Consider the following 22664-nt stretch of genomic DNA (forward strand, 5'->3'; position numbering starts at 1 on the left):
GGGGGTTGACGCGCCAACCGCTGCGGGCGGACACCCCCGTCCCGTCCCCTTCCCGCCGTCGGCGGGCGCGGGTCGCGCGACAGCCCGGACACCGCCTCACCGCCGTGCGCGGCCGGCGGTGTGTTCCGGGCCGATGGGAGGGCGGACGGCCGGCTGTGCGCCTTGGGTTTGCGGGGTACGGAAAGGAGAGGGCTCATGACGCGGTCGCGGCGTACGCGTGAGGGGATACTGCGGGCCGCTCGGGTGCGGTTCGCCGCTGACGGGTATCAGCGGGCCACGATCAGGGCCATCGCGGCCGACGCCTCGATCGACCCCTCGATGGTGATGCGGTACTTCGGCAGCAAGGAGCGGCTGTTCGACGCGGCGCTCGATCTGGATCTGGGGCTGCCCGACCTCACGGGAACCGACCCGGAGCAGTTGCCGCAGTGTCTGATCGCCCACTTCCTGGCGCCGTGGGAGGAGGACTCCGCCGAGGGGTCCCTGCGGCTGCTGCTGCGGTGCGCGGCGACCAACGAGCGGGCCGCCGAGCGGCTGCGGCAGATGCTGCACGAGCAGTTCACCAGTTGTCTGAGCGGTGTGCTCGGGCATGAACGCGCCGCCGCCGGCAGCGGGCTGCTGGCCGCCCAGCTGCTCGGCGTGGCGTTCACGCGGTACGTGCTGCGGCTGAGGCCGATCGCCGAGCTCTCGGTGCCGGCCCTGGCCGAGCTGGTCGCGCCGTCGATGCGGCTCGCGCTGGACACGGCGTCAGTCGCGCCAGCTCACCGGTGAGCGGTAGACCGCGGTCCTCTCCCAGAGCGGTACGACCCGTATCTCCTCTTCCTCCTCCTGGTGATCCTGCGCCGCGGCGGCGCGGGAGAGCAGGACGGCGGTGAGGGCGGCGAGTTCCTCGGCGCCGAGTTCGCCGCCCCGGACCACGCGGACGAGTGGTGTGGTCATCTGAGGCTCCTTCTACTGGGGCGGGTTGCCGTGCTTGCGGGGGGCCAGGTCGGCGTGCTTGGTGCGCAGCATGCGCAGGGCCTCGACCAGGACGCGGCGGGTGTCGGCCGGGTCCACGACGTCGTCCAGCAGGCCGCGCTCGGCCGCGTGGTAGGGGTGCATCAGCTCGGCCTGGTACTCCTTGACCAGTTGGCGGCGCATGGCGTCGGGGTCGTCGGCGTTCTTGATCCGGCGGCGGAAGATGACGTTGGCGGCGCCTTCGGCGCCCATGACCGCGATCTCGTTGGTGGGCCAGGCGTAGGTGAGGTCGGCGCCGATGGAGCGGGAGTCCATGACGATGTAGGCGCCGCCGTAGGCCTTGCGCAGGATCAGGGAGACGCGGGGGACGGTGGCGTTGCAGTAGGCGTAGAGCAGTTTGGCGCCGCGCCGGATGATGCCGTTGTGCTCCTGGTCGACACCGGGCAGGAAGCCGGGGACGTCGACCAGGGTGACCAGGGGGATGCTGAAGGCGTCGCACAGCTGGACGAAGCGGGCCGCTTTTTCGCTGGCGTCGATGTCGAGCACGCCGGCCTGGACCAGGGGCTGGTTGGCGACGATGCCCACCACCTGGCCGCCGAGCCGGGCGAGGGCGCAGATCACGTTGGCCGCCCACCGCTCGTGGACCTCGAGGACCTCGCCGTCGTCGACGATCTCCTCGATCACGCGCCGCATGTCGTAGGGGCGGTTGCCGTCGGCGGGTACGAGGTCGAGCAGGGCGTCCGTGGGGCGGTCCGCCGGGTCGTCGGTCGCGGCGGAGGGGGGTGTCTCGCGGTTGTTCTGCGGGAGGAGGGAGAGCAGGTAGCGGACCTCCTCGAGGCAGGTCTCCTCGTCGTCGTAGGCGAAGTGCGCGACGCCGGACACCTCGGCGTGCACGTCGGCGCCGCCGAGGCCGCCGATGGACACCCGCTCGCCGGTGACGGCCTGGACGACGTCGGGTCCGGTGATGAACATCTGCGAGGTCTCGCGGACCATGAACACGAAGTCGGTGAGGGCGGGGCTGTAGGCCGCGCCGCCCGCGCACGGGCCGAGCATCACCGAGATCTGCGGGATGACGCCGGAGGCCTTGGTGTTGCGCTGGAAGATGCCGCCGTAGCCGGCGAGCGCGGTGACGCCCTCCTGGATGCGGGCGCCCGCGCCGTCGTTGAGGGAGACCAGCGGGGCGCCGGCGGCCAGGGCACGGTCCATGATGCGGTGGATCTTCTGGGCGTGCGCCTCGCCGAGGGCGCCGCCGAAGATGCGGAAGTCGTGCGCGTAGACGAAGACGGTACGGCCGTGCACGGTGCCCCAGCCGGTGATCACGCCGTCGGTGTGGGGGCGCCGGTCCTCCAGGCCGAAGCCGGTGGCGCGGTGGCGGCGCAGGGGCTCCGCCTCGGTGAACGAGCCCTCGTCCAGGAGCAGGGCGATGCGTTCGCGGGCGGTCAGCTTGCCCTTGGCGTGCTGCGCGGCGGTCGCCTTCTCGTCTCCCTGCGCGATCTCCTCTTTGAGCGCCCGCAGGGCGGCCGCCCGGCCGTGTACGCCGTGGGCGGTCATGACGCCACCGTCGTGAGGAGTTCGGGCATCGTCCGGCCGGTCCCGGCCGCGTCGCCCATCGTCCACTCCAGCAGGGCCGTGCCGACGCTCATGCCGCCGCCGAACGCGGCGAGGACGACGAGTTCGCCGGGGGCGACCGCGCCGGTGCGGTCCATCTCGGCCAGCGTGACGGGCACGGAGGCGGCGCCGGTGTTCGCGTAGCGCTCCAGGGTGAGGTGCAGGGCGGCGCCGTGCAGGCCGAGGTCGGGCCACAGCTCGGCGAGCATGATGCCGTTGGCCTGGTGGGGCACGAAGTGCTGGACGGCGTCCGGGGACACGGCGGCGCCGCGCAGCAGACGCTCGATCTCCTGCGGCAGGGTGCGCTGGACGAAGGAGCGCACCGCCCGTCCGTCCATGCGGAAGTAGTGGCCGCCCTCGGTGACCGTGCGGGGGGAGGCGGGGCGGCGGCTGCCGCCGGCCTCCACCCCGATCAGCCGGTGCGCGTCGCCGCGGGTGGCCAGGGAGACGTGGCGCAGTCCCCGGCCGGCCGGGACGGGGCCGAGGACGACCGCGCCGGCGCCGTCGCCGAAGAGGGCGGCGGTGCGGCGGTCGCCGTAGTCGAGGATGCGGGAGTAGAGGTCGGCGCCGATCACCAGTCCGTGCCGCTGCTCGCCGGGGCCGGCGCCGGCCAGCAGTTTCTCCACGGTCTTGAGGGCGTAGACGAAGCCGCTGCACACCGCGTTGACGTCGAAGGCGGCGGCCCGGTGGGCGCCGATGCGGTCCTGGACGAGGGCCGCGGTGGCGGGCTGGGGGTGGTCGGGGGTGGAGGTGGCGACGACGACGTACGCGAGCCGGTCGGCCGTCAGACCGGCGCGGTCCAGGGCCTCCCGGGCGGCCGCCGCGGCCAGGTCCGAGGTGGCCTCGTGGGGAGCGGCCCGGCGCCGCTCACGGATGCCGGTCTTGCGGACGATCCACTCGTCGGTCACGCCGGCGTCGTGCGCGATCTCCTCGTTGCTGATGACCGTCTCGGGCAGGTACGAGCCCACTCCGGTGATGCCGATGGACTGCACGATTCCTCCTCGGGCAACGGCGAGCCTCAATAACTCACCATTCGTTGAAATCATCGCAGAGGCGCTTGACTAATTCAACACGGAGAGAGTTCACTTGCTCATGAATTAGTGGTCGGCGCACCAGGGCGCCGTCCGGACGGCCACACCCGACGGGGGCTGCGGAACATGACCACCATCAGCGAAGTGAGCACGGAGGACGCCCGGATCGAGGCGACCCAGTCCCTGATCTCCGCGGGCCGTGTGGTCTTCACCGAACTCGGCTACCGCCGGACGGAATTCACGGACCTCGCCGCGGCGGCCGGCCTGGACCCCGGGTACGCCCGCGAACTGCTGCCGGACAAGGCGGCGGTGTTCGGCGCGCTCGTCGAGCGGACGGTCAGGGTCGCCGGACTGCTGGGCCCCGCACTGGCCGAGGGCGTGGACGAGGACCTCCCCGCCCGGATCGCGCGCACCTACCTGGCCCTGTGGGAGCCCGGCGAGGAGGAGGAGTCCCCGCTGGTGCAGGTGTACCGGATCGGGCTCGCCGACAAGGAGGCCTCGGCGGTCCTGCGCGCACGCGTCGCGGAGATCCTCAACTCGGTGGTGGACCAGGGCCTGGACGGCGACGACCCGGAGCTGCGCACCGCGCTCTTCGGCGCGCAGCTCGGCGGAACGGCGATAGCCCGGCACCTGCTCGGGGTCAGGACGCTGGCGTCCATGGACGTCGGCGCGGTGATAGAGACGATCACCCCTGGGCTGCGGGCTACGCTACTGGGCACCGCGCCCGCCGGATGAGTCCGGCGACGCCGCGGCGAGAGCCGCCCGGCCGGCAGGTGTCCGAGGCGTGAACGACTCGGCCCGCGCCGTCCGCTTTCGGCTGCCGTCCGCGGATGGTCTCCACGGCCGCCGCCTGATAGGGTGTATTCACTATGCAGTGAATTATCGGTCGGCAAGCCTCGTTGAAGTGCAGTGATCCCATGACATCCAAGGGCACGGACAGTTCCGCCACCCCCGCACGCCAATCCACCCCCGCCTCCCGGACGGCCGCTTCCACCGCGAAGCGGACCCGCCCGCAGCGGGCCCGCAGCGGGCGCCGCCCCGGCGACAGCGGCACCCGCGAGCAGATCCTCGAGTCGGCGCTCCACCTCTTCGCGGACCGCGGCTACGCCAGGACCACGATCCGGGCGATCGCCGAGGACGCGGGGGTGGACCCGGCCCTCGTCCACCACTTCTTCGGCAACAAGGAGGGGGTGTTCGACGCCGCGGTCAACTCGCCCTTCAGCGTCTCCGCGACCTTCGACACCATGCCGGAATCGGAGACGGGCACATCGGAGGCCGGCTGGATCGCCCGCAGGTACCTGGAGTTCTGGGAGAACGAGCGGACCCGCTATGCCATGACCGCCATCTACCGGGCGGGGCTGGCCGACAGCGCGACCTCGGACGTCCTCCGAGCCCGCGTCGAGGCGAGTGCCAAAGGCTGGGCGAGCCGGAGCGGTTACCGGGACCGCCCCGACTCCGAGGTCCGAGCGGCCCTGGCGTCCAGCCATCTGGCCGGCCTGGCCATCATGCGCTACATCCTCAGGCTGCACCCACTGGCGGAGATGACCTACGAGGAGTTCCTCTCCTGGGTGGTGCCGTCGCTGGAGATGCGACTGTCCGTCGAACTGGAGCCGCTCGGGCCGGACGCCCGGCCGCAGGAGTGACCCGCGGCCGGGCGGGGCGCCGATGAACGGTCCGGGCGGCCGGCCGTCAGACGCCGCCCCTCCAGACGGTGCGCACCGCCATCATGGAGACCCCGGGCCCGACCCCGAGCGCCAGACCGTGCGCTCCGTCGGTGGGCGGCTTCGCGAAGGTCCGCTCCAGCACCTCCAGCACCGAGGCGGACCCCAGATTGCCCACCTCGCGCAGCGAGTCGCGGGCCAGCCCGAACAACGCGGGCGGGCACCCCACGCCCTCGACCAGGGAGTCCAGGATCTTGGGACTCCCGGTGTGCGAGACGATGAACTCGGGAGTGCCGTCGGAGCCGGCGGGGGCGGTGCGCGCCAGCCAGTCGTTCAGCCGGGGCATGACGCCCAGGATCGCGCGCACCAGATCCGGGGAGTTGTGGGCGTGCAACCCGTCGCTGTCCACGTTCGAACCGACGATGTCGTGACTGAGGGGCTGGACGCACTCCCAGGACTGCGCGAGCTCCATGTGCGGGCCGTTCGCCCAGGAGCGGACCACGCAGGCACCGGCTCCGTCACCCAGTATCCCCTTGAAGATCATGCCGTCCATGCCCGTGTCGGCACGGTGCAGGTAGTGGCTGAACACGTCGGCGCACACGACGAGAACGGTCGCGTCCGGTCGGGCGGCCACCAGTTCCGCCGCCATCGAAAGGCCGAACACCCCTCCGGTGCAGCCAAGTTGTGTCACCGGTATGCGGCGCACCGACGGCGGCAGCCCCAGTCTCGCCATCAGGAGGACGTCCAGTCCGGGCGTCGTGTGCCCGGTGGCGCTGACCACCACCAGGGCGTCGATGTCGGACGGCTCCAGGCCCGCCTCCCGCAAGGTGCTGCGGGCGGCCTTCTCCGCGAGCTCCAGGGAGTCGGTGAGGTGTTCGCGGGTGCGCACCGCGAGTGACCCCTCGCCGCGCATCTGCTCGGCGAGGGGCCGGGTGTACCAGCGCGTCCGCACGGTGGTGGCGGCGATGGTCCGGCGGATGTAGGCGCATTTGGGGTGGTCGGCGTACAGCTCGGCGATGCGCTCGAGGACTTCCTCCGTGGTGACCTGATGGCGGGGCAGAACGACGACGGGGGCACTGACGACTGGCACGACGACTCCAAGACTGTGGGAAACCTGCAGGGGATGCGCGGGCCGGTCACACCCGCCAGGTCCGTCCGCGCCCGGGTTGCCGCCACGCCGTGGTGGAGCGACCCGTTGCCTTGGAAGTCTGCGCACGCCGAACACCCCCGGTGTCTGACAGTGCTCCCCCCGTGGGAGCGCCTTCGCAGCGCGGAAAGAGAGATGCGGAGCTGAGATCGCTGTACCTACCGGCACGCGGCGGCCCGAAGCTGAACCTTGGGGTCTCCGCCGTCGGCTGTGCCGTGGCTGATTTGCACCCGGACATCCGCGGCCCGGGCACACCGGTGGACATGTCCTCGGCCGGTCCTGGCTTCAGAGCGTGTCCATGACGTGACCGTACGGCAGAGCGGGTGCCGCGGCAAGACCGAATTTCAACGCTCGTGGAATCGGCCGGGCGAACGCGTTCGTCCAGCTCTCAACCACATTCCCCGCCACCGGCGACCGCTCCGCGGATGAATGTCATCAACCATTGAAATCATCGCATGTTGAGTTTAGTCTTGCGGTACGAGCGACCCGCGTCCACACCGAGAAAGGGCCGACCGCCATGTACGCACCGGCGCGCCACCGCGCGGACACCGACCCCTGGGTGGAGCGCGCGGTCTGCCGCGACGCCGACCCCGAGACCTTCTTCCCGCCCGCCGGCGGCACCGACGACTCCGACCGCGAGACGGCCGCCAAACGCCTGTGCGCCCGCTGCCCGGTGACCCGCGAATGTCTGCGCGAGGCGCTGCTGCACGAGGAGAGCACGGGCATCTGGGGCGGGCTCACCGTGCGGGAACGGCGCGAAGTGCTGCGGGTCGCCGCCTCGTTGCGGGAGATGCCCGGCGAACTGGCCGCGTTCCTCGCCCACGGCGGACGCCGGATCACCGCACCGCCGCGGGAACGGCCGGCGTACGTGTGGTTCCTGCACCGGCACGGGTGGGAACCGGGCCGGATCGCCGCCGCGCTGGGGCTCACCTTCAGCCAGGTCCAGCAGGCCTGGCGCGCGGCGGACTACGCCTCCGCCTGCACCCGCGGCCCCGTGCACCGGATGCCGGGATTCAGCCCGGCGAAAATCCCCGCGGGCAGGACACGGACGCCGGCCGCGCGGGCGGGTGCGCCCGAGGCCGCGGCCGCCGGGGCGCGTGACGGCGTGCGCCGTACGGGCGAGCCGGCTACGCCCGCGGTCCGCGCTCCGCGGCCGGTCCCGCCCGGTACCCCTACGCCGGACGGCCCGGCCGCCGACGCCCCCGTGACCGGGACCCGTACGCCGGATGTCCGAGTGCCGAAGGCCCGTGCGGCGGAACCCGACCGGCCTCGCGGCCCCCGGCGCTGGGTGCGGCTGGGCGGCGCGGCCGGCGCCGGGAACGTGCGGGCGTCATGAGCGCGTTCGCCTCGGCGCCGCAGCGCCTGCTGACCCGGACCGTCACCACCGACGACGGCGCCGAGATCGTCGTAGACACCCACGGCGCACCCGATGCCCGGGCCACGGTCGTGCTGTGCCACGGCTGGACGCTGTCCGCCCGCGGCTGGCGGCCGCACATCGACGCGCTGACCCGGCCCCGCCCCGGCTTCCCGGCGGTCCGGACGGTCAGCTACGACCAGCGCGGGCACGGCCGTTCGACCCGTGGCACCGCCCTGCTCGACATGGCCCTCCTCGGCCGCGACCTCGGCCGCGTGCTGACCGAGACCACGGCCGGACTGGACGGTCCCGTGGTGCTGGTCGGCCACTCGATGGGCGGCATGGCGATCCAGCAGCTCGCCGCGCACCGGCCCGGCATGTTCGAGGCCCGGGTGGCCGGCGTCGCGCTGATCTCGACCTGCCTCGACCAGGTCGGAGCGGCGCCCGTGGCGCCCCACGAAGGGCAGGCGCAGCGCCGGGCCGACGCCGGGCGCCGGGCGGTCGCCGCCGGCCTGCTGCGCTCCCCCGGCTGGGCCCGCACCGTGCACCGGCTGCTCACCGGCCCGCTCTCCCACCCGTCGACCGCCCCCGTGTGGCGCGCGCTGTTCGGCGCGGGGCCGCGGGGCGAGGGCGTCCGCACGGACGCGCGGGCGCTGCGCGACATCCCGCCGTTGACGGTCGCCGAGTTCTACGCCGCCCTGACCACCCACGACTGCGCCGGACGCCTGGGCGCGCTGGGCCGGGTGCCCACCCGCGTCCTGGTCGGCGCCCTCGACGGGTACACCCCGCCGCAGCAGGCCGCGCGGCTGGCCGACGACATCCCCGGCGCCGTCCTGCAGACGGTGCCGCACCAGGGCCACGACCTGCCGTACGAGCGGCCCGTGCTGGTCGTGGAGACGGTGCACGCGCTGCTGCGCGAACTGCGGCGGCCCGAGGAACCGCCCCGTGGCTCCCGCCCCCGCCCCGCCGAGCCGATGGCGACAGCGCGGTGACGCGCCCGCACAGCGGCCCGGACGGTGAGACGGGGCTGCGCCGCGACGTGCTGGCGGCACGCCGGATCGTGGTGAAGGTGGGCTCGTCGTCGCTGACGACCGCGCTCGGCGGACTCGACTCCGACCGGGTGGACGCCCTGGTGGACGTGCTCGCGCGGGCCCGCGTCGCGGGCGCGGAGATCGTCCTGGTCTCCTCCGGCGCGATCGCCGCCGGCCTCGCCCCGCTGGGCCTGACCGAACGGCCCGCGGACCTGGCCCGCCAGCAGGCGGCGGCCTGCGTCGGGCAGGGGCTGCTGGTGGCCCGCTACACCGCCTCCTTCGCCCGCTACGGCCTGCGGGTGGGCCAGGTCCTGCTGACCGCCGACGACATGGGCCGCCGCACCCAGTACCGCAACGCCTACCGCGCGCTGGCCCAGGTGCTGACCATGGGCGCGGTGCCCGTCGTCAACGAGAACGACACCGTGGCCACCGCCGAGATCCGGTTCGGCGACAACGACCGGCTCGCCGCGCTGGTCGCCCACCTGGTCAGGGCCGACCTGCTGGTCCTGCTGTCGGACATCGACGGACTGTACGACGGCGACCCGCGCCGGCCCGGGGCCCGGCGGCTGCGCGAGGTGCGCGGCCCGCAGGACCTGCGGGACGTGGAGATCGGCGGTACGGGCAGCGGCGTCGGCACCGGCGGCATGGTGACCAAGGTGGAGGCGGCGCGGATCGCGACCGCCGCGGGCGTCCCCGTCGTGCTGACGGCCGCCCGGCACGCCGCGGACGCGCTGGCCGGGCGGGAGACGGGAACGCTGTTCCACCGCACCGGCGACCGGGGCTCCGACCACCTGCTGTGGCTGGAGCACGCCAGCAGCCCGCGCGGGACGGTGCAGCTCACCGACGGGGCCGTGCACGCGCTGGTGCAGGGGCGCGGGCCGCTGCCCGCGGAGGGCGTCACCCGGGTCGAGGGGCACTTCGTGGCCGGCGACCCGGTGGAGCTGGTGGACGAGGCGGGCCGGGTGGTCGGCCGCGGGCTGTCCTCGCTCGCCGTCCAGGAACTCGCCCTGCTGCGCGGCCGCTCGGCCCGTGAGGTGGTCGGCCAGGACGACCTGGTGCTGCTGCCGGCCGCCGCCCGCGCCGGACTCCCCGCCCAGCTGCGCCGGCGGGTCAGCGTACGGGTCCGGCCCGCCCGCGAGGTGCCCGCCCACGACCCCGCCCGGCCCGGCGCGCCCGCGGGCCTGCCGCCGCACTGACCGGCGGGCTGACCGGCGGGCTGGCCCCCGGCCGGTCCGAGGCCCGCCCGGCGGCGCCGACCGCAGTCACGCGGCGGGGAGCCTCGCGGGCCGGAGCCGCTGACGCCCGATGCGTCGTCACATCCCCGTCCGGGACGTCTCCGACGGCATCGGGCGCGGATAACCTGCGCGAATGCAGCGGATTCAGCGGGCCGCCGGCGCGGTCGTCGGCTCAGCCGTGGGTGACGCGCTGGGCGGCCCCTTCGAGTTCGGTCCCCCGGGAGCGTTCTCCGCGCGGTTTCCCACGCCCGGTGCCGGCGGCGAGATGTGCGGAGGCGGTGGCTGGGACCCCGGCGAGGCGACCGACGACACGCAGATGGCCGTCCTGGTCGCGGAGTCGCTGCTGGAGCGGGGCGGACTGGACCTGCCGGACGTCTTCGCCCGCTTCCAGCGGTGGGCGGCAGCGGAACCGAAGGACATCGGCCTGCAGACCGAGGACGTCCTGACCAACGGCATGCCCTGGGACCTCGCCGCCGCGACCCATTTCCAGGTCAACCGGCGCGCAGCGGGCAACGGCTCCCTGATGCGGGCGTCGGCCTCCGCGGTCCACTTCGCGGCCGCCGGCCAGGAAGCCACCATGGACGCGGCCCGCCGCATCGCCGCCCTCACCCACGGGGACCCCGCGGCCCGGGAAGGCACCGCGATCTTCCACGAACTCATCCGCGTCACCTTCGAGGAAAGCGACCCCCTCGCCGCGATCCCGGACATCCTCGCTCTCGTCCACCCGGACCACCGCGGCCGCTACGCCACCGTCCTCGCCCCCGACTGGCACCCCGACCGGGCGACCGAGTTCAACGGCGCCGTCTGGCCCTGCCTGGGCTCCGCCGTCTGGGCCCTGCGCACCACCAGCGGCTTCGAGGACGCGATACGCGCGGCGATCGACCTCGGCGGCGACACGGACACCGTCGCCGCGGTGACCGGAGGCCTCGCGGGCGCGTACTACGGACTGGACGCGATCCCCGCGCACTGGACCCGGCCGCTCCATGTCCCCCTCCCGGGATTCGACGGACGGGTGCTGCGCCTGGCGGACCTGCTCCACCTCGCACACCGCCTCGGAGGCTGAACCCGGGCCCTGCCACCCCAGCCCCGAACGGGTCGCCGTGATCACGCGGATCCGGCGTAGAACAGGGGGAACCGCGGCGGCGGCGATCGCGCCGGCCGGCTCAGTGCTCCAGGAGCCCCCGGGCACCGCCGTTCGAGCCCAGGTCCGCCCGGGTCCACGGCGAGGGGGCGGGGCGCAGGGCCGTGGCGTGCCGTCAAAGGGGGTGGGTGGGTGGTGTCAGCCGGTGGTGGTACCACGGGGGTTGCAGGCGTCGGGTGGCTACCGCCGGGGTCTGCGGGGACGCCGACCGCGGGTGGGAAGCGGTCGGCGCAGGTGGGCCGTAGGTTCTGGGGTCGCGGGGTGCCGGCGGACCACCGGCATCAACTACGGCACCGTCGCCGCGGCCACCTGCAACATCCACTGGAAGACCAGCGGGGGCCACTCCGGATTCACCGCCGGCTACAGCTGGGCCTGGAACACGGTGGTCCAGCGGGGCGACCGGGGCGACATCGTCCGTGAGATCCAGTGCGTGATCAACAACCACGCGTACTACGACGGGCCGAAGCTGACCGCCGACGGGGACTACGGCGCGAAGACCGAGACGGCGGTCCGCGGACTCCAGGCCAACTGGAGTGCCGGTGGCAGCCACCCCGTCTCGGTCGACGGCATGGTCGGTCCGCAGACCCGGCGGGCGCTGCGCGCCGCCTGATCCGCGCCGATCGGACGCGCCCGGCTCGCCGCCGGGGCCGGAACGGCCGGCTCCGGCGGCGAGCCGTCAGTCGATGCCGCGGACGATGTGGGTCTCGGCCGGGTCCTCGTCCACGCCGGCGAGGGCCAGGCGCGGGGCCTCGGGCGCGGCGGGCCGGGAAGCGGCCGGCCAGGAGTTCCGGTGCGGCTTGCGCTCGTACAGCAGCCGGCCCGCCGGTCTGGTCTCCGTGATGATCCGTATGTACATGGACCGACCTCCCGTCTACGGCGCCGGGGCGGCGGCTCCGCCCCGGATGTGCCCGTCGCCCACCAGGACGTACTTGGTGGTGGTCAGCGCGGTCACCCCCATGGGGCCGCGCGCGTGGAGTTTCTGGGTGGAGATGCCGAGTTCGGCGCCGAGGCCGAGTTCCCCGCCGTCGGCGAAGCGGGTGGATGCGTTGACCGCGACGACCGCGGTGTCCAGCGACGCGACGAAGCGGCGGGCGGCGGCCTGCGATTCGGTGACGATCGCCTCGGTGTGGCCGCTGCCGTGCCGGCGGATGTGCTCGACCGCCTCGTCGAGGGAGCCGACGACGGCGGCCGCGAGTTCGAGGGCCAGGTACTCGCGGTCCCAGTCCGCGTCGTCGGCGGGCACCACCGCGTCGTGGAACGAGCGCACCCGCGCGTCGCCGTGCACCAGCACGCCGTGCTCGGTCAGCGCCCGCAACGCGCGCGGCAGGAAGCCGGCCGCGACGGCCTCGTGCACCAGCAGGGACTCGGCGGCGTTGCACACGGAGGGGCGCTGGGTCTTGGCGTTGAGCAGGATGGCGAGCGCCTTGTCGAGGTCGGCGTGCTCGTCGACGTAGACGTGGCAGTTGCCGACGCCCGTCTCGATGACCGGGACCGCGGCGTCCCGCACCGTGGCCTGGATCAGCTCGGCGCCGCCGCGCGGCACGAGGACGTCCACCAGGCCCCGCAGGGACATCAGTTCGCGTACGGAGTCGTGCGTGGTGCCGGGTACGACCTGCACGGCGTCGACGGGGACGCCGGTCTCGGCGAGGGCCTCGCGCAGGGCCGCGACCAGGGCGGCGTTGGTCTGGCGTGCGGTCGAGGAGCCGCGCAGGAGGGCGGCGTTGGCGCTCTTGAGGCAGAGGCCCGCGGCGTCGACGGTGACGTTGGGCCGCCCCTCGTAGATCATGCCGACCACGCCGAGGGGCACCCGGACGCGGCGCACCTCCAGACCGCTGGGCAGCACTCCCCCGCTCACGATCTCGCCGACCGGGTCCGGCTGGTCCGCGAGGGTGCGCAACATGGCCGCGAGGCCGTCGAGTTGGCCGCGGGTGAGGGTCAGCCGGTCGAGCACGGTCGCCGACCGCCCGGCGGCGCGGGCCGCGGCGACGTCCCGTTCGTTGGCGGCGAGGATCCCGGCCGGGTCGAGGGTCAGCCGCCGCGCCATCGCGGACAGCGCGGCGTCCCGCTCGGCCCCGGTGGTGAGGGCGAGGGCGCGCGCGGCGGCCCGGGCGGCGAGCGCCGCCTCGCGGACGGTGCGGGCGGGCGCGTCGCCGGTCCGGGGGTGCCGGTGTGCCGTGGTCGTCATCGGTCCTCCCCCCGGTGTGCCCTGGTCGTCGTCATCGGTCCTCCCCCCGGTGTGCCCTGGTCGTCGTCATCGGTCCTCCCCTTGTTCCGCGGGGGTCGTCGGGGTGTGCGGCGGGTGCGGGGGCAGGACGTCCGCGGACGTCGGTGACCAGCCGATCAGTTCGGCCAGCAGCGCCCAGGCGAGGGCGTCCGCCGCGTCGCCGTGGGCGGTGGATTCGGGGCCCGTGCTCTTCATGGGGTTCTCCCTGTCCTGCCGGGGTGGCCCGGCTCAGCCGTAGACCCGGAAGCCGGCGCCCGTCTTGCGTCCCGCCCGGCCGGCCGCCACCAGGTGGCCCAGCAGGGGTGCGGGCACGGTCCCGGGGCGGCGGTCGGCGTCGTGCAGGACGCGCTGGATGCTGAGCGACACGTCGAGGCCGATCACGTCGAGCAGTTCGAACGGCCCGAGCGGATAGCCGCAGCCCAGCCTCATCACGGCGTCGATCTCGTCGGCGCCGGCGTAGTGGCTCTCGGCGAGCCGTACCGCGCCGTTGAGGTAGGGGAACAGGAGCGCGTTGACGATGAAGCCGGGCCGGTCCATGCACTGCACCGGGTGCTTGCCGAGCCGCCGGCACACCTCCCGGGCGGTGTCGACGTGCCGGGGCGCGGTCTCCAGGGAGGGGATGACCTCGACGAGCCGCATCACCGGCGCCGGGTTGAAGAAGTGCAGGCCGATGACGTCCTCGGGCCGCCCGGAGGCCAGCCCGCACTCGATCACCGGCAGGCTGGAGGTGGTCGTCGCGAGCAGGGCGCCGGGCCTGCCGACCGCGCCGAGGCGGGCGAACAGCGGTTTCTTCACCGCCAGGTCCTCCGCGACGGCCTCGATCACCAGGTCGCGGTCGGCGAGCCGGTCCAGGTCGCCGGCCGGCGCCAGCCGCTCCAGCGCGGCCGTCTGGTCCGCCTCGGTGAGCTTGCCGCGGCGCACCGCGCGTCCGGTGGAGGCGGCGACCGCGTCCCAGGCGGACTTGGCGCGCTCGTCGCTCCGGCCGACGATGAGCGTGTCGACGCCGGCCTTGGCGAAGACCTCGGCGATGCCGGTGGCCATGGTGCCGGTGCCGACGACGCCGACCCGGCGCACCGGGGACGCGCCCTGCGACCGGCGGGCGGCGGCGGGGCCGACGTCGGACGGTTCGCGGTAGTCGTAGAAGCCGCGGCCGGACTTGCGGCCGTGCAGGCCGGCCAGGGCCATGTGGCGCAGCCGGCGGGCGGGTTCGAAGGCGGGCTCGTCGTAGCGGGCGGCCAGCGCGTCGAGGACGTCGCAGGCGGTGTCGGTGCCGATGACGTCGAGGAGTTCGAACGGGCCGCTGGGCAGCCCGCAGCCGTACCGCATGGCGGCGTCGATGTCGTCGCGTCCGGCGGCCCGCCGCTCGTACATCGTGACGGCCTGGTTGAGGAAGCCGAACAGGAGCGAGGCGGAGACCAGGCCGGGGCGGTCGCCCAGGGTCACGGCCTCCAGGCCCAGCGCGCGCACCAGTTCGCGGACGCGTGCCACGGCGGAGGCGTCGGCGATGACGGTGCGGCCGATCTCCGCGAGGCCGGCGGCGGGCAGCGGCAGGTGCAGGCCGACGAGCCGTCCGGGCCGCCCGGAGGCCGCCGCGAGGTCGGTGAGGGAGAGCGCCGAGGCGGTGGTGGCGAGGACGGTGTCGGGCGGGCAGACCCGGTCCAGTTCGCGCAGCACCTCGGTCTTGACGTCCCGCCGCTCGGGCACCGCCTCGACCACGACGCGCGCCCCGGCGAACTCCGCCCAGTCGCGGGCGAGCCGGATGTGCCGGCCGGCGGCCCGCGCCTGCTCGGGCGTGTCGAACAGCTCGGTGAGCCGGGCCCGCGCGTCGGGGCGCGGATCCCGTACGACGACGGCGTGCCCGGCGAGCACGGCCCGGCGCACCAGCGCCCCGCCGATGGCGCCGACGCCGACGATCCCGAGCGCGGCGCCGCCCGGCTCCTCGGCGGCCGCGGGTCGCCGGGCGGCTGCCGGCTGTCGGGTGCCGTCCGGTTCCCGGTTGGCCGCCGCGCTCATGCCGCCACCCCGCTCAGCCGGGCCCGGTCCGACGGGGTGGCCGTCTCCCGGAAGCGGTGCAGGGCCGGTTCGTGGCGGGCGCGCAGCTCGGGGTCGCGGACGCCCAGGCCCTCGCCCGGTGCCAGGCAGAGCACGCCGACCTTGCCGTGGTGTTCGTTGCGGTGGATGGACTCCACGGCGCGGGCGACGTCGTCGAGGGCGTAGGTGCGGGACAGGGTGGGGTGGATCCTGCCCTTGGCGATGAGGCGGTTGGCCTCCCACGCCTCGCGGTAGTTGGCGCAGTGCGTGCCGATGATCCGCTTCAGCGACATCCACAGGTAGCGGTTGTCGTACTCGTGGACGTATCCGGCGGTGGAGGCGCAGGTGACGATGGTGCCCCCCTTGCGGGTGACGTAGACGGAGGCGCCGAAGGTCTCGCGGCCGGGGTGCTCGAAGACGATGTCGACGTCCTCGCCGCCGGTCAGTTCGCGGATGCGGGAGCCGAAGCGCTTCCACTCCTTCTGGTCCTGGGTGTGCGGGTCGCTCCAGAAGCGGTAGCCCTCCGCGTTCCGGTCGATGATCAGCTCGGCGCCCAGCGAGCGTGCCAGGGCGGCCTTCTCGGGTGAGGAGACGACGCAGATCGGGTTCGCGCCGCCCGCCAGCGCGAGCTGGGTGGCGTAGGAGCCGAGGCCGCCGACGGCGCCCCAGATCAGCACGTTGTCGCCCTGCTTCATGCCGGCCCCGTTGGGCGTGACGAGCTGGCGGTAGGCGGTGGAGTTCACCAGGCCCGGTGCGGCGGCCTCCTCCCAGGTGAGGTGCTCCGCCTTGGGCAGCAGCTGGGTCGCCTTGACCAGCGCCAGGTCGGCGAGGCCGCCGTAGTTGGTCTCGTAGCCCCAGATGCGCTGCTCGGGGTCGAGCATGGGGTCGTTGTGGCCTTCGGCGGCCTCGAGTTCGACGGAGACGCAGTGCGCCACCACGCGGTCGCCGACGTTCCAGCGCCGTACGCCGGGGCCGCGCTTGACGACGACGCCGGCCAGGTCGGAGCCGAGGACGTGATACGGCCGGTCGTGGCGGGCGGCGAGGCCGCCGAGCCGGGCGTACCGCTCCAGCATGGCGAAGGTGGGCACCGGTGCGAACAGGGCGCTCCAGACCGTGTTGTAGTTCACGGCGCTCGCCATGACCGCCACCAGGACCTCGCCGGGGCCCGGTTCGGGGGTGGGCACCTCCTCGATGTGCAAGGAGTCGGCGGGTTTCCGGTCGTGCAGCGGCACGCCGTCGAACATGCCCGCGTCCGCCTTGTGCAGCACGGCCGCCCGGTAGGAGTCGGGAACCCCCAGGGCCGCCACGTCGGCCGGCACCGAGTCCGGGGACTCGATCGCCTCCACCAGTTCGCGCATGAGCAGGCACCACCTTCCGCGGTTCCCGCCGGTGCGTGCCGAGGCGGACCCGACTTCCCACCGGAGAAGAACTCAACAGAGAATGAACTCAACAGGCAAGGAGTTTTACACGAAGCCAGGACCCCGGCAAGCCCCGTCCCGACCCACCCGCGACCCACCCGCGACCCACCCGCGACGCGCCCCCACGCCCGGACGCCCCTTGTCCGACATCGCCCGGCATGCAAAACTCACCATCAGTTGAGTTCCTTGGTCGTTGAATTTTGTTCCTCTTACCAGGCACCCGAGGGAGCTGCCGTGACACCGCACCAGCTCGAGTCTCTGCAGGCCACCGCCATCGCCGGCATCGCGGGCATCCTGATCGCGGGCACCGCCCTGGCGCACCTGGCACGCAGAGTCCGTCAGCCTGCCGTCATCGGCGAGATCACCGCGGGCATCCTGCTCGGCCCGAGCCTGCTCGGACTGCTGCCGGGTGACCTGACGCACCGTCTTTTCCCGGACGACGTGCGGCCCTTGCTGTCGATGGTGGCCCAACTGGGCCTTCTCTTATTCATGTTCACCGTCGGATGGGAGCTGGACTGGGCCTCCATGCGCCGCCGCAAGAGCTCGGTGGCCGCCGTCACGGCGGGCAGCATCCTCACGCCGCTGATCCTCGGCATGGGCGTCGCCGCGCTCCTCTACCACAACCACTCGGTGGTCGACGGCGAGAAGGTCCCGATGACCTCCTTCACCCTCTACCTCGGCGTCAGCATGTCGATCACGGCGTTCCCGGTGCTGGCCCGCATCCTCAAGGACAACGGCATCAGCCGTACGGCGGTCGGCGCGCTCGCCCTGACCAGCGCGGCCTTCGGCGACGTGCTCGCCTGGTGCCTGCTGGCCGCCGTGGTCGCGGTGGTCACCGCGTCCGGCCCGACCGGGTTCACCGACACCCTGTGGATGTCGGCCGGTTACGGCGCCGCCATGATCGTCGTCGTCCGTCCGCTGCTCGCCCGCGCGGTGACCCGGATGGTCCGGAGGGGCTCCGGAGTCCACCTCGCGACCCTGGTCACGGCGGGCCTGCTGCTCTCTGCGTACACCACCTCGAAGATCGGCATCCACCCCATCTTCGGCGCCTTCGCCTTCGGCCTGGTCATGCCGCGCAAACCGCACGTCCTGCTGGAGGAGCGGATGCTCCGGCCGCTGCAGCACGCCGGGGAGCTGATGCTGCCGGTGTACTTCATCGTCACCGGGCTCTCCGTCGACATCGCGGACATGTCGCCGACCGCCTGGGGCGAGCTGGCCCTCATCCTCTGCGCCGCGATGTGCGGCAAGCTGCTCGGCGGCGGCCTGCCCGCCAGGTCGTTCGGCCTGAGCTGGCGGGAGTCCACCGGCGTGGGCGTGCTGATGAACACCCGCGGCCTGACCGAACTGATCATCCTCGGCGTGGGGCTCAACCTCGGCGTGCTCGACCAGACGCTGTTCACCGAGATGGTCCTCATGGCGCTGATCACCACGGCGATGACCGGCCCGTTGCTGCCCCACCTCTTCCCCCACCGGCTCGGCCTGGTCGCCTCGCGCCACACCGCCTCCGTGGTCCGCATGCCCGAACCCGCGGAGCAGGCCACCGACCTGGCCGGGTGACCGGCCGCGGGCCCGACCTGGCCGGGTGACCGGCCGCGGGCCCGGTCCGGCCCGGCGAGCGGCCGCGGGTCTCGCCGGCCGCCGGCCGCCGGCCCGGCCCACGGGTGCGGGCCGCGAGGCCCCGAACGGCACCCGCACGACGAGCGGCGTCCGGAACGACAGAAGCGACGTCCAGACAAGGAGATGGTCCAGGTGCACCCCGTCATCAGCACGCTGTCCCGGGTCTTCGACATGCCGTCGGAGTTCATCGGCGACGAGATGCAGCTCCGCGCCGTGGCCAGCTGGGACGACCTCAGCGCCGTGGAGCTCCAGGTCCACCTGGAACACGAACTGGGCACCACCCTCGACGACCACCTCATCGAACGCATCGACTCCGTGGGCCAGTTGCGCGAGTTCTACGACGAACGGCTGGCCGAGCTCAGCTCGATGAAGGCCCCGCGGGACGCCTCCGCCATCGCCCCTCCCCTGCCCGGACCGGCCGACCGGCCGGCCCCGGTCCCCGAGACCCCCTCCGAGATGGTGATCGGCGAGACCGGCATCTCCGAGGTGGACCCGGCGCGCGGCCGGCTGGCCTACCGCGGCTATCCCGTCCAGGAGCTGATCGGCCGGGTGACGTTCGAGGAGGTCGTCCACCTGCTGATCCGGGGCTGGCTGCCCGACCAGGACGAGCTGACCGCCTTCCGCGCCCGGCTGGCGGCCGCGCGGGAACTGCCCTCCATGGTCGCCACCAACCTCGTGCTGAACTCGGGCTGCAGCACGTCCTCGGTGCTGCGCACGGCGGTGTCTGCGCTCGCGGTCGCCGCGGAGGCCGACGCCGACCCGGCGGCCCACATCGACCTCGGGGAACGGCTCGTCGCCCGCATCCCGACCATCTTCGCCATCCAGCAGGCGGCCCGTACCGGGCGCAAACTCCCGCGCCCCGAACCGGAGTTGTCGCACGCGGAGAACATCCTGCACATGCTGGGCCTGCCCCGCGACCCGGAGCGGGTGAAGCTGGTCGACCTGTGCCTCATCCTCCAGGCCGAACACGGCTGCAACGCATCGGCGTTCGCCGCCCGCGTCGCGGCCGGCACCGGCGCCGACACCTTCGCCACCATGACCGTGGCGCTCGCCACCTTCACCGGCCCGCTGCACGGCGGCGCCGCCCACCAGGTCATCGAGCTGGCCAGGCAGGGCGACAGCCCGTCCGCCGCCGCCGCCTACCTGCGCGGCCGCGTCGACCAGGCCCGCGAGGGGCGCGCCCGGCACGGTTCGTACGCCGAGGAGGACCCCCGGGTCCGGCCGCTGCGCGAGGCGGCCCGGCGGCTGCGCGGCGGCCCCGACGGCCAGCGCGTCCTGGAGGTGCTGGACGCCGTGCGGACCGCCGCCCACCCGTCGAAGGGGCCCCGCCCCTACCTGACCGTGGACTGCTACGCCGCCGCCATCTACCACATGCTCGGCATGCCCTCCGACCTGTTCGTCCCCATGTTCGCCGCCGCCCGGGTCCCCGGGTGGCTCGCGCACGTCGAGGAACAGCGGGCCCAGCAGGGGCGCATCCACCCGCGCCTGCGCTACGTCGGCCCGCGCAACCTGCGGCTGCCCAAGGCCCTCGGGCCCGGGCACAACTGACCACCGACCGACGGCGGGAGGGCGCCGCCTTCCCCGTACCCCAGGAGTAGACGTGGAGTTCGGCTGGAACGAAGAGCAACAGGCGCGCTACGACGAGGTGCTGGCGGCCACCCGGGCCGCCTTCCCCGCGCCGCCGGACGGCGGGTTCTACAGCCGCAAGGACTGGCTGCGCCTCGGCGAGATCGGCATGCTCGGGGCCTGCCTGCCCCAGGAGTACGGCGGGCGCGGCCTCGGCGCGCTGGACACCGCCCGCGTGGTGGAGGCGGTGGGCCGCGGCTGCCTGGACACCGGCCTGGTGTTCGCGGCCTCGGCCCACACCTTCGCCTGCGCCGTGCCGATCGCCGAGTTCGGCAGCGAGCCGGTGCGGCGCCGGCTGCTGCCCGAGCTGGCCGCCGGCCGGCTCATCGCGGGCAACGCGATGACCGAGCCCGACGCCGGTTCGGACTCCTCACGGCTCACCGTGACGGCGACCGCGGTCGACGGCGGGTACCTGCTCAACGGCACCAAGAGCTTCGTCAGCAACGGGCCGGCCGCCGACGTGTTCGTGACGTACGGGACCGTGAACCCCAAGGCGGGCTTCCTCGGCGTGACCGGCTTCGTCGTGGAACGCGGCGCCGACGGGCTCGTCGTCGGGCAGCCGTACGAGAAGATGGGCATGCTCTCCTGCCCGGCCGGCGCGATCACCTTCGAGGACTGCTTCGTCCCCGATGAGCAGGTGCTCGGCGGCGTCGGCGCGGGCGCGGCGATCTTCCAGCACTCCATGGGCTGGGAGCGGGCCTGCCTGTTCGCCCTCTACGTGGGGCTGCTGGACCGGCTCGTGGAGCAGTGCGTGGCGCACGCCCGCGAGCGGCGCCAGTTCGGCCGCCGCATCGGCGAGTTCCAGTCGGTGTCCAACCGCATCGCCGACATCAAGCTGCGGCTGGAGAGCGCCCGGCTGCTGTTGTACCGGGCCTGCTGGTCGATGGACCGGGGCGAGTCGTCCGTGCTGGAGATCGCCCTGTCGAAACTGGCCGTCTCCGAGGGCGTCCTGGCCTCCGCCGCCGACGCCGTACGGGTCTTCGGAGGGCGCGGATACCTGCGCGAGGACGGCATCGAGGCCGTCCTGCGCGACGCCGTGCCCAGCACGATCTTCTCCGGTACCTCCGACATCCAGCGCCAACTGATAGTGAAGGAGATAGGGCTGTGAGGCTCCACCAACTCGTCATCGACTCCGCACGGCGCGCCCCTGACTCCCCGGCCGTGCGCACCTCCCAGGGCGTGCACAGCTACGGGGAGCTGGACGAACTCGCCGACCGTTACGCCGCCGCGCTGCACCGGCGCGGTGTGCGGCCCGGCGACCGGGTGGTGCTGTGGACCCACAAGACCGTGGACGCCGTCGCCCTGATGCAGGGGGCGCTGCGCGTCGGCGCGGTCTACGTCCCGGTCAGCGCCAACAACCCGGCCGCCCGCGTCCAGCGCATCGCCGAGGGCTGCTCCCCGGCCCTGGTGGTGGCCGACGCCGACGGCGTCCGCCGCGCCGCCGACGCCGGCTGGCCCGATGCGCTGCCGCTGGCCGCCTTCGACGACGTACGCGACGAGGCGCCCGCCGCGGACGCCCCGCCCGTGCACGACAACCAGCCCGACGACCCGGCCTACATCCTGTACACGTCCGGTTCCACGGGCGAGCCCAAGGGCGTGTGCATCAGCCACCGCAACGCCCTGTCCTTCGTCCGCTGGGCCGTCGCCGAGACCGGGCTCACCGACGCGGACCTGCTCTCCAACCACGCCCCGTTCAACTTCGACCTGTCCGTCTTCGACCTGTACGGCGCCTTCCAGGCGGGCGCCTCGGTCTTCCTGATCCCCGAGGGCCTCGCCTACGACCCGGCCCAGCTCGGCGCGCTGCTGCGCGAGCAGCGGATCAGCGTCTGGTACTCGGTGCCGTCGGCGCTGGTCCTGATGATGCAGCGCGGGGACCTGCTGGCCGGTGACCCGCCCGAGGCGCTGCGGGTGTGCGTCTTCGCCGGCGAGCCCTTCCCGATCCAGCAGGTGCACGAGCTGCGCAAGGCGTGGCCGGACGTGCGGATGTTCAACTGGTACGGGCCGACCGAGACCAACGTGTGCACGAGCTACGAGGTCACCGAGCGGGACCTGGGCAGCACCCGCGCGCTGCCGATCGGCGCGCCCGCCTCCGGCGACCGCATCCGGCTGCATCCGCCGCGGGCGCGCGAGGGCGAGATCGTGGTGAGCGGCCCGACGGTGATGCTCGGCTACTGGGGCCGCGAGCCGCAGCAGGGCCCGTACTTCACCGGGGACATCGGGCGGATGGGCCCGGACGGGATGCTGGAGTACGTGGGCCGGCGCGACCAGATGGTGAAGGTGCGCGGCCACCGGATCGAACTGGGCGACGTCGAGTCCGTGGTCGCCGCGCACCCGAGGGTGCGGGCCGCGGCGTGCGTGGTCGTGGGCAGCGGCCTGGACGCGCGCATCCACGCCGTGGTGGTGCCCGAGGGCCCCAAGGCGCCGGGCCTGCTGGAACTCAAGCGCGACTGCGCCAGCCGGCTGCCGCTGTACATGGTGGTGGACGCGGTGCACGTCGTCGACGCGTTCCCGCTCACGGCGAACGGCAAGACGGACCGTCAGGCCCTGGTGGAGCGCATCACGGCCGTCGATCCGGGGTGACCTGCG

At 73.7% G+C, this 22664-nt stretch carries 21 protein-coding genes; 12 read left to right on the forward strand and 9 right to left on the reverse strand.

From position 1 onward, the window contains the following. Window positions 1–195 precede the first annotated feature (195 nt). Window positions 196–768, forward strand: coding sequence for a TetR family transcriptional regulator (locus ACH4ZX_RS36990; protein WP_398282757.1), 573 nt, complete (start codon window positions 196–198; stop codon window positions 766–768). On the opposite strand, the gene ACH4ZX_RS36995 is transcribed toward ACH4ZX_RS36990, so the two are convergent. The 3 genes from ACH4ZX_RS36995 to ACH4ZX_RS37005 are packed head-to-tail and all read right to left on the reverse strand — an operon-like array spanning window position 745 to window position 3554. Next, the gene (locus ACH4ZX_RS36995) at window positions 745–936 is read right to left on the reverse strand and encodes an acyl-CoA carboxylase subunit epsilon (protein WP_398282759.1); all 192 of its coding nucleotides are present in this window, start codon (window positions 934–936) and stop codon (window positions 745–747) included. The genes ACH4ZX_RS36990 and ACH4ZX_RS36995 overlap by 24 nt on opposite strands. A gap of 12 nt (window positions 937–948) precedes the next feature. Then, window positions 949–2505, reverse strand: a complete 1557-nt coding sequence (locus ACH4ZX_RS37000; protein ID WP_398282761.1) for an acyl-CoA carboxylase subunit beta — start codon at window positions 2503–2505, stop codon at window positions 949–951. After that, window positions 2502–3554, reverse strand: coding sequence for a 3-oxoacyl-ACP synthase III family protein (locus ACH4ZX_RS37005; RefSeq protein WP_398282763.1), 1053 nt, complete (start codon window positions 3552–3554; stop codon window positions 2502–2504). The genes ACH4ZX_RS37000 and ACH4ZX_RS37005 overlap by 4 nt, the downstream gene beginning before the upstream one ends. Before the next feature lie 165 nt (window positions 3555–3719). Between ACH4ZX_RS37005 and ACH4ZX_RS37010 the strand changes: the two genes are divergently transcribed. Together ACH4ZX_RS37010 and ACH4ZX_RS37015 are read left to right on the forward strand one after the other, a co-directional pair. After that, on the forward strand, window positions 3720–4328 hold the full coding sequence (locus ACH4ZX_RS37010; RefSeq protein WP_398282765.1) for a hypothetical protein: 609 nt from the start codon (window positions 3720–3722) through the stop codon (window positions 4326–4328). Between the two features lie 182 nt (window positions 4329–4510). After that, window positions 4511–5236: a TetR/AcrR family transcriptional regulator gene (locus tag ACH4ZX_RS37015; protein WP_398282767.1), complete on the forward strand. Its 726-nt coding sequence runs from the start codon at window positions 4511–4513 to the stop codon at window positions 5234–5236. Between the two features lie 46 nt (window positions 5237–5282). On the opposite strand, the gene ACH4ZX_RS37020 is transcribed toward ACH4ZX_RS37015, so the two are convergent. After that, on the reverse strand, window positions 5283–6344 hold the full coding sequence (locus tag ACH4ZX_RS37020; RefSeq protein WP_398282769.1) for a PhlD: 1062 nt from the start codon (window positions 6342–6344) through the stop codon (window positions 5283–5285). A gap of 574 nt (window positions 6345–6918) precedes the next feature. Here ACH4ZX_RS37020 and ACH4ZX_RS37025 point away from each other — a divergent pair. The 5 genes from ACH4ZX_RS37025 to ACH4ZX_RS37045 all read left to right on the forward strand — a co-directional run bounded on the left by ACH4ZX_RS37025 (window position 6919) and on the right by ACH4ZX_RS37045 (window position 11772). After that, window positions 6919–7737, forward strand: coding sequence for a WhiB family transcriptional regulator (locus ACH4ZX_RS37025; RefSeq protein WP_398282771.1), 819 nt, complete (start codon window positions 6919–6921; stop codon window positions 7735–7737). Continuing rightward, window positions 7734–8747 carry an alpha/beta fold hydrolase gene (locus ACH4ZX_RS37030; RefSeq protein WP_398282773.1) on the forward strand — a complete coding sequence of 338 codons (1014 nt, stop codon included), beginning with the start codon at window positions 7734–7736 and terminating at the stop codon, window positions 8745–8747. The genes ACH4ZX_RS37025 and ACH4ZX_RS37030 overlap by 4 nt, the downstream gene beginning before the upstream one ends. Continuing rightward, window positions 8744–9982 carry a glutamate 5-kinase gene (gene proB, locus ACH4ZX_RS37035; RefSeq protein ID WP_398282775.1) on the forward strand — a complete coding sequence of 413 codons (1239 nt, stop codon included), beginning with the start codon at window positions 8744–8746 and terminating at the stop codon, window positions 9980–9982. The genes ACH4ZX_RS37030 and proB overlap by 4 nt, the downstream gene beginning before the upstream one ends. Before the next feature lie 172 nt (window positions 9983–10154). Further along, window positions 10155–11084, forward strand: coding sequence for an ADP-ribosylglycohydrolase family protein (locus tag ACH4ZX_RS37040; RefSeq protein ID WP_398282777.1), 930 nt, complete (start codon window positions 10155–10157; stop codon window positions 11082–11084). 292 nt (window positions 11085–11376) lie between these two features. After that, window positions 11377–11772, forward strand: coding sequence for a peptidoglycan-binding protein (locus ACH4ZX_RS37045; RefSeq protein ID WP_398282779.1), 396 nt, complete (start codon window positions 11377–11379; stop codon window positions 11770–11772). Window positions 11773–11838: 66 nt separating this feature from the next. On the opposite strand, the gene ACH4ZX_RS37050 is transcribed toward ACH4ZX_RS37045, so the two are convergent. The 5 genes from ACH4ZX_RS37050 to ccrA form a co-directional block, all read right to left on the reverse strand. Beyond that, window positions 11839–12018 carry a hypothetical protein gene (locus ACH4ZX_RS37050; protein ID WP_398282781.1) on the reverse strand — a complete coding sequence of 60 codons (180 nt, stop codon included), beginning with the start codon at window positions 12016–12018 and terminating at the stop codon, window positions 11839–11841. 15 nt (window positions 12019–12033) lie between these two features. After that, window positions 12034–13347 carry a glutamate-5-semialdehyde dehydrogenase gene (locus ACH4ZX_RS37055; protein ID WP_398282783.1) on the reverse strand — a complete coding sequence of 438 codons (1314 nt, stop codon included), beginning with the start codon at window positions 13345–13347 and terminating at the stop codon, window positions 12034–12036. A gap of 66 nt (window positions 13348–13413) precedes the next feature. After that, window positions 13414–13581, reverse strand: coding sequence for a hypothetical protein (locus ACH4ZX_RS37060; protein ID WP_398282785.1), 168 nt, complete (start codon window positions 13579–13581; stop codon window positions 13414–13416). Window positions 13582–13614: 33 nt separating this feature from the next. Next, entirely contained in the window at window positions 13615–15399 is a 1785-nt protein-coding gene (locus ACH4ZX_RS37065; protein ID WP_398282787.1) for a 3-hydroxyacyl-CoA dehydrogenase family protein, read from the reverse strand. Next, window positions 15396–16775, reverse strand: a complete 1380-nt coding sequence (gene ccrA / locus ACH4ZX_RS37070) for a crotonyl-CoA carboxylase/reductase (protein ID WP_398282789.1) — start codon at window positions 16773–16775, stop codon at window positions 15396–15398. Before ccrA ends, ACH4ZX_RS37065 begins: the two co-directional genes overlap by 4 nt. Window positions 16776–17069: 294 nt before the next feature. On the opposite strand from ccrA, the gene ACH4ZX_RS37075 reads away from it, so the two are divergent. The 4 genes from ACH4ZX_RS37075 (at window position 17070) to ACH4ZX_RS37090 (ending at window position 22658) form a co-directional block, all read left to right on the forward strand. Further along, on the forward strand, window positions 17070–18392 hold the full coding sequence (locus tag ACH4ZX_RS37075; RefSeq protein WP_398282791.1) for a cation:proton antiporter: 1323 nt from the start codon (window positions 17070–17072) through the stop codon (window positions 18390–18392). A 192-nt stretch (window positions 18393–18584) separates the two neighbouring features. After that, entirely contained in the window at window positions 18585–20000 is a 1416-nt protein-coding gene (locus tag ACH4ZX_RS37080) for a citrate/2-methylcitrate synthase (protein ID WP_398282793.1), read from the forward strand. A 52-nt stretch (window positions 20001–20052) separates the two neighbouring features. Beyond that, window positions 20053–21186 (forward strand): acyl-CoA dehydrogenase family protein, encoded by a 1134-nt coding sequence (locus ACH4ZX_RS37085; protein WP_398282795.1) that lies wholly within the window; start codon window positions 20053–20055, stop codon window positions 21184–21186. Continuing rightward, window positions 21183–22658 (forward strand): amino acid adenylation domain-containing protein, encoded by a 1476-nt coding sequence (locus tag ACH4ZX_RS37090; protein WP_398282797.1) that lies wholly within the window; start codon window positions 21183–21185, stop codon window positions 22656–22658. The genes ACH4ZX_RS37085 and ACH4ZX_RS37090 overlap by 4 nt, the downstream gene beginning before the upstream one ends. Window positions 22659–22664: the final 6 nt, after the last annotated feature.

It is taken from the genome of Streptomyces sp. NPDC020490 (assembly GCF_044335305.1).
Classification (GTDB): Bacteria; Actinomycetota; Actinomycetes; order Streptomycetales; family Streptomycetaceae; genus Streptomyces.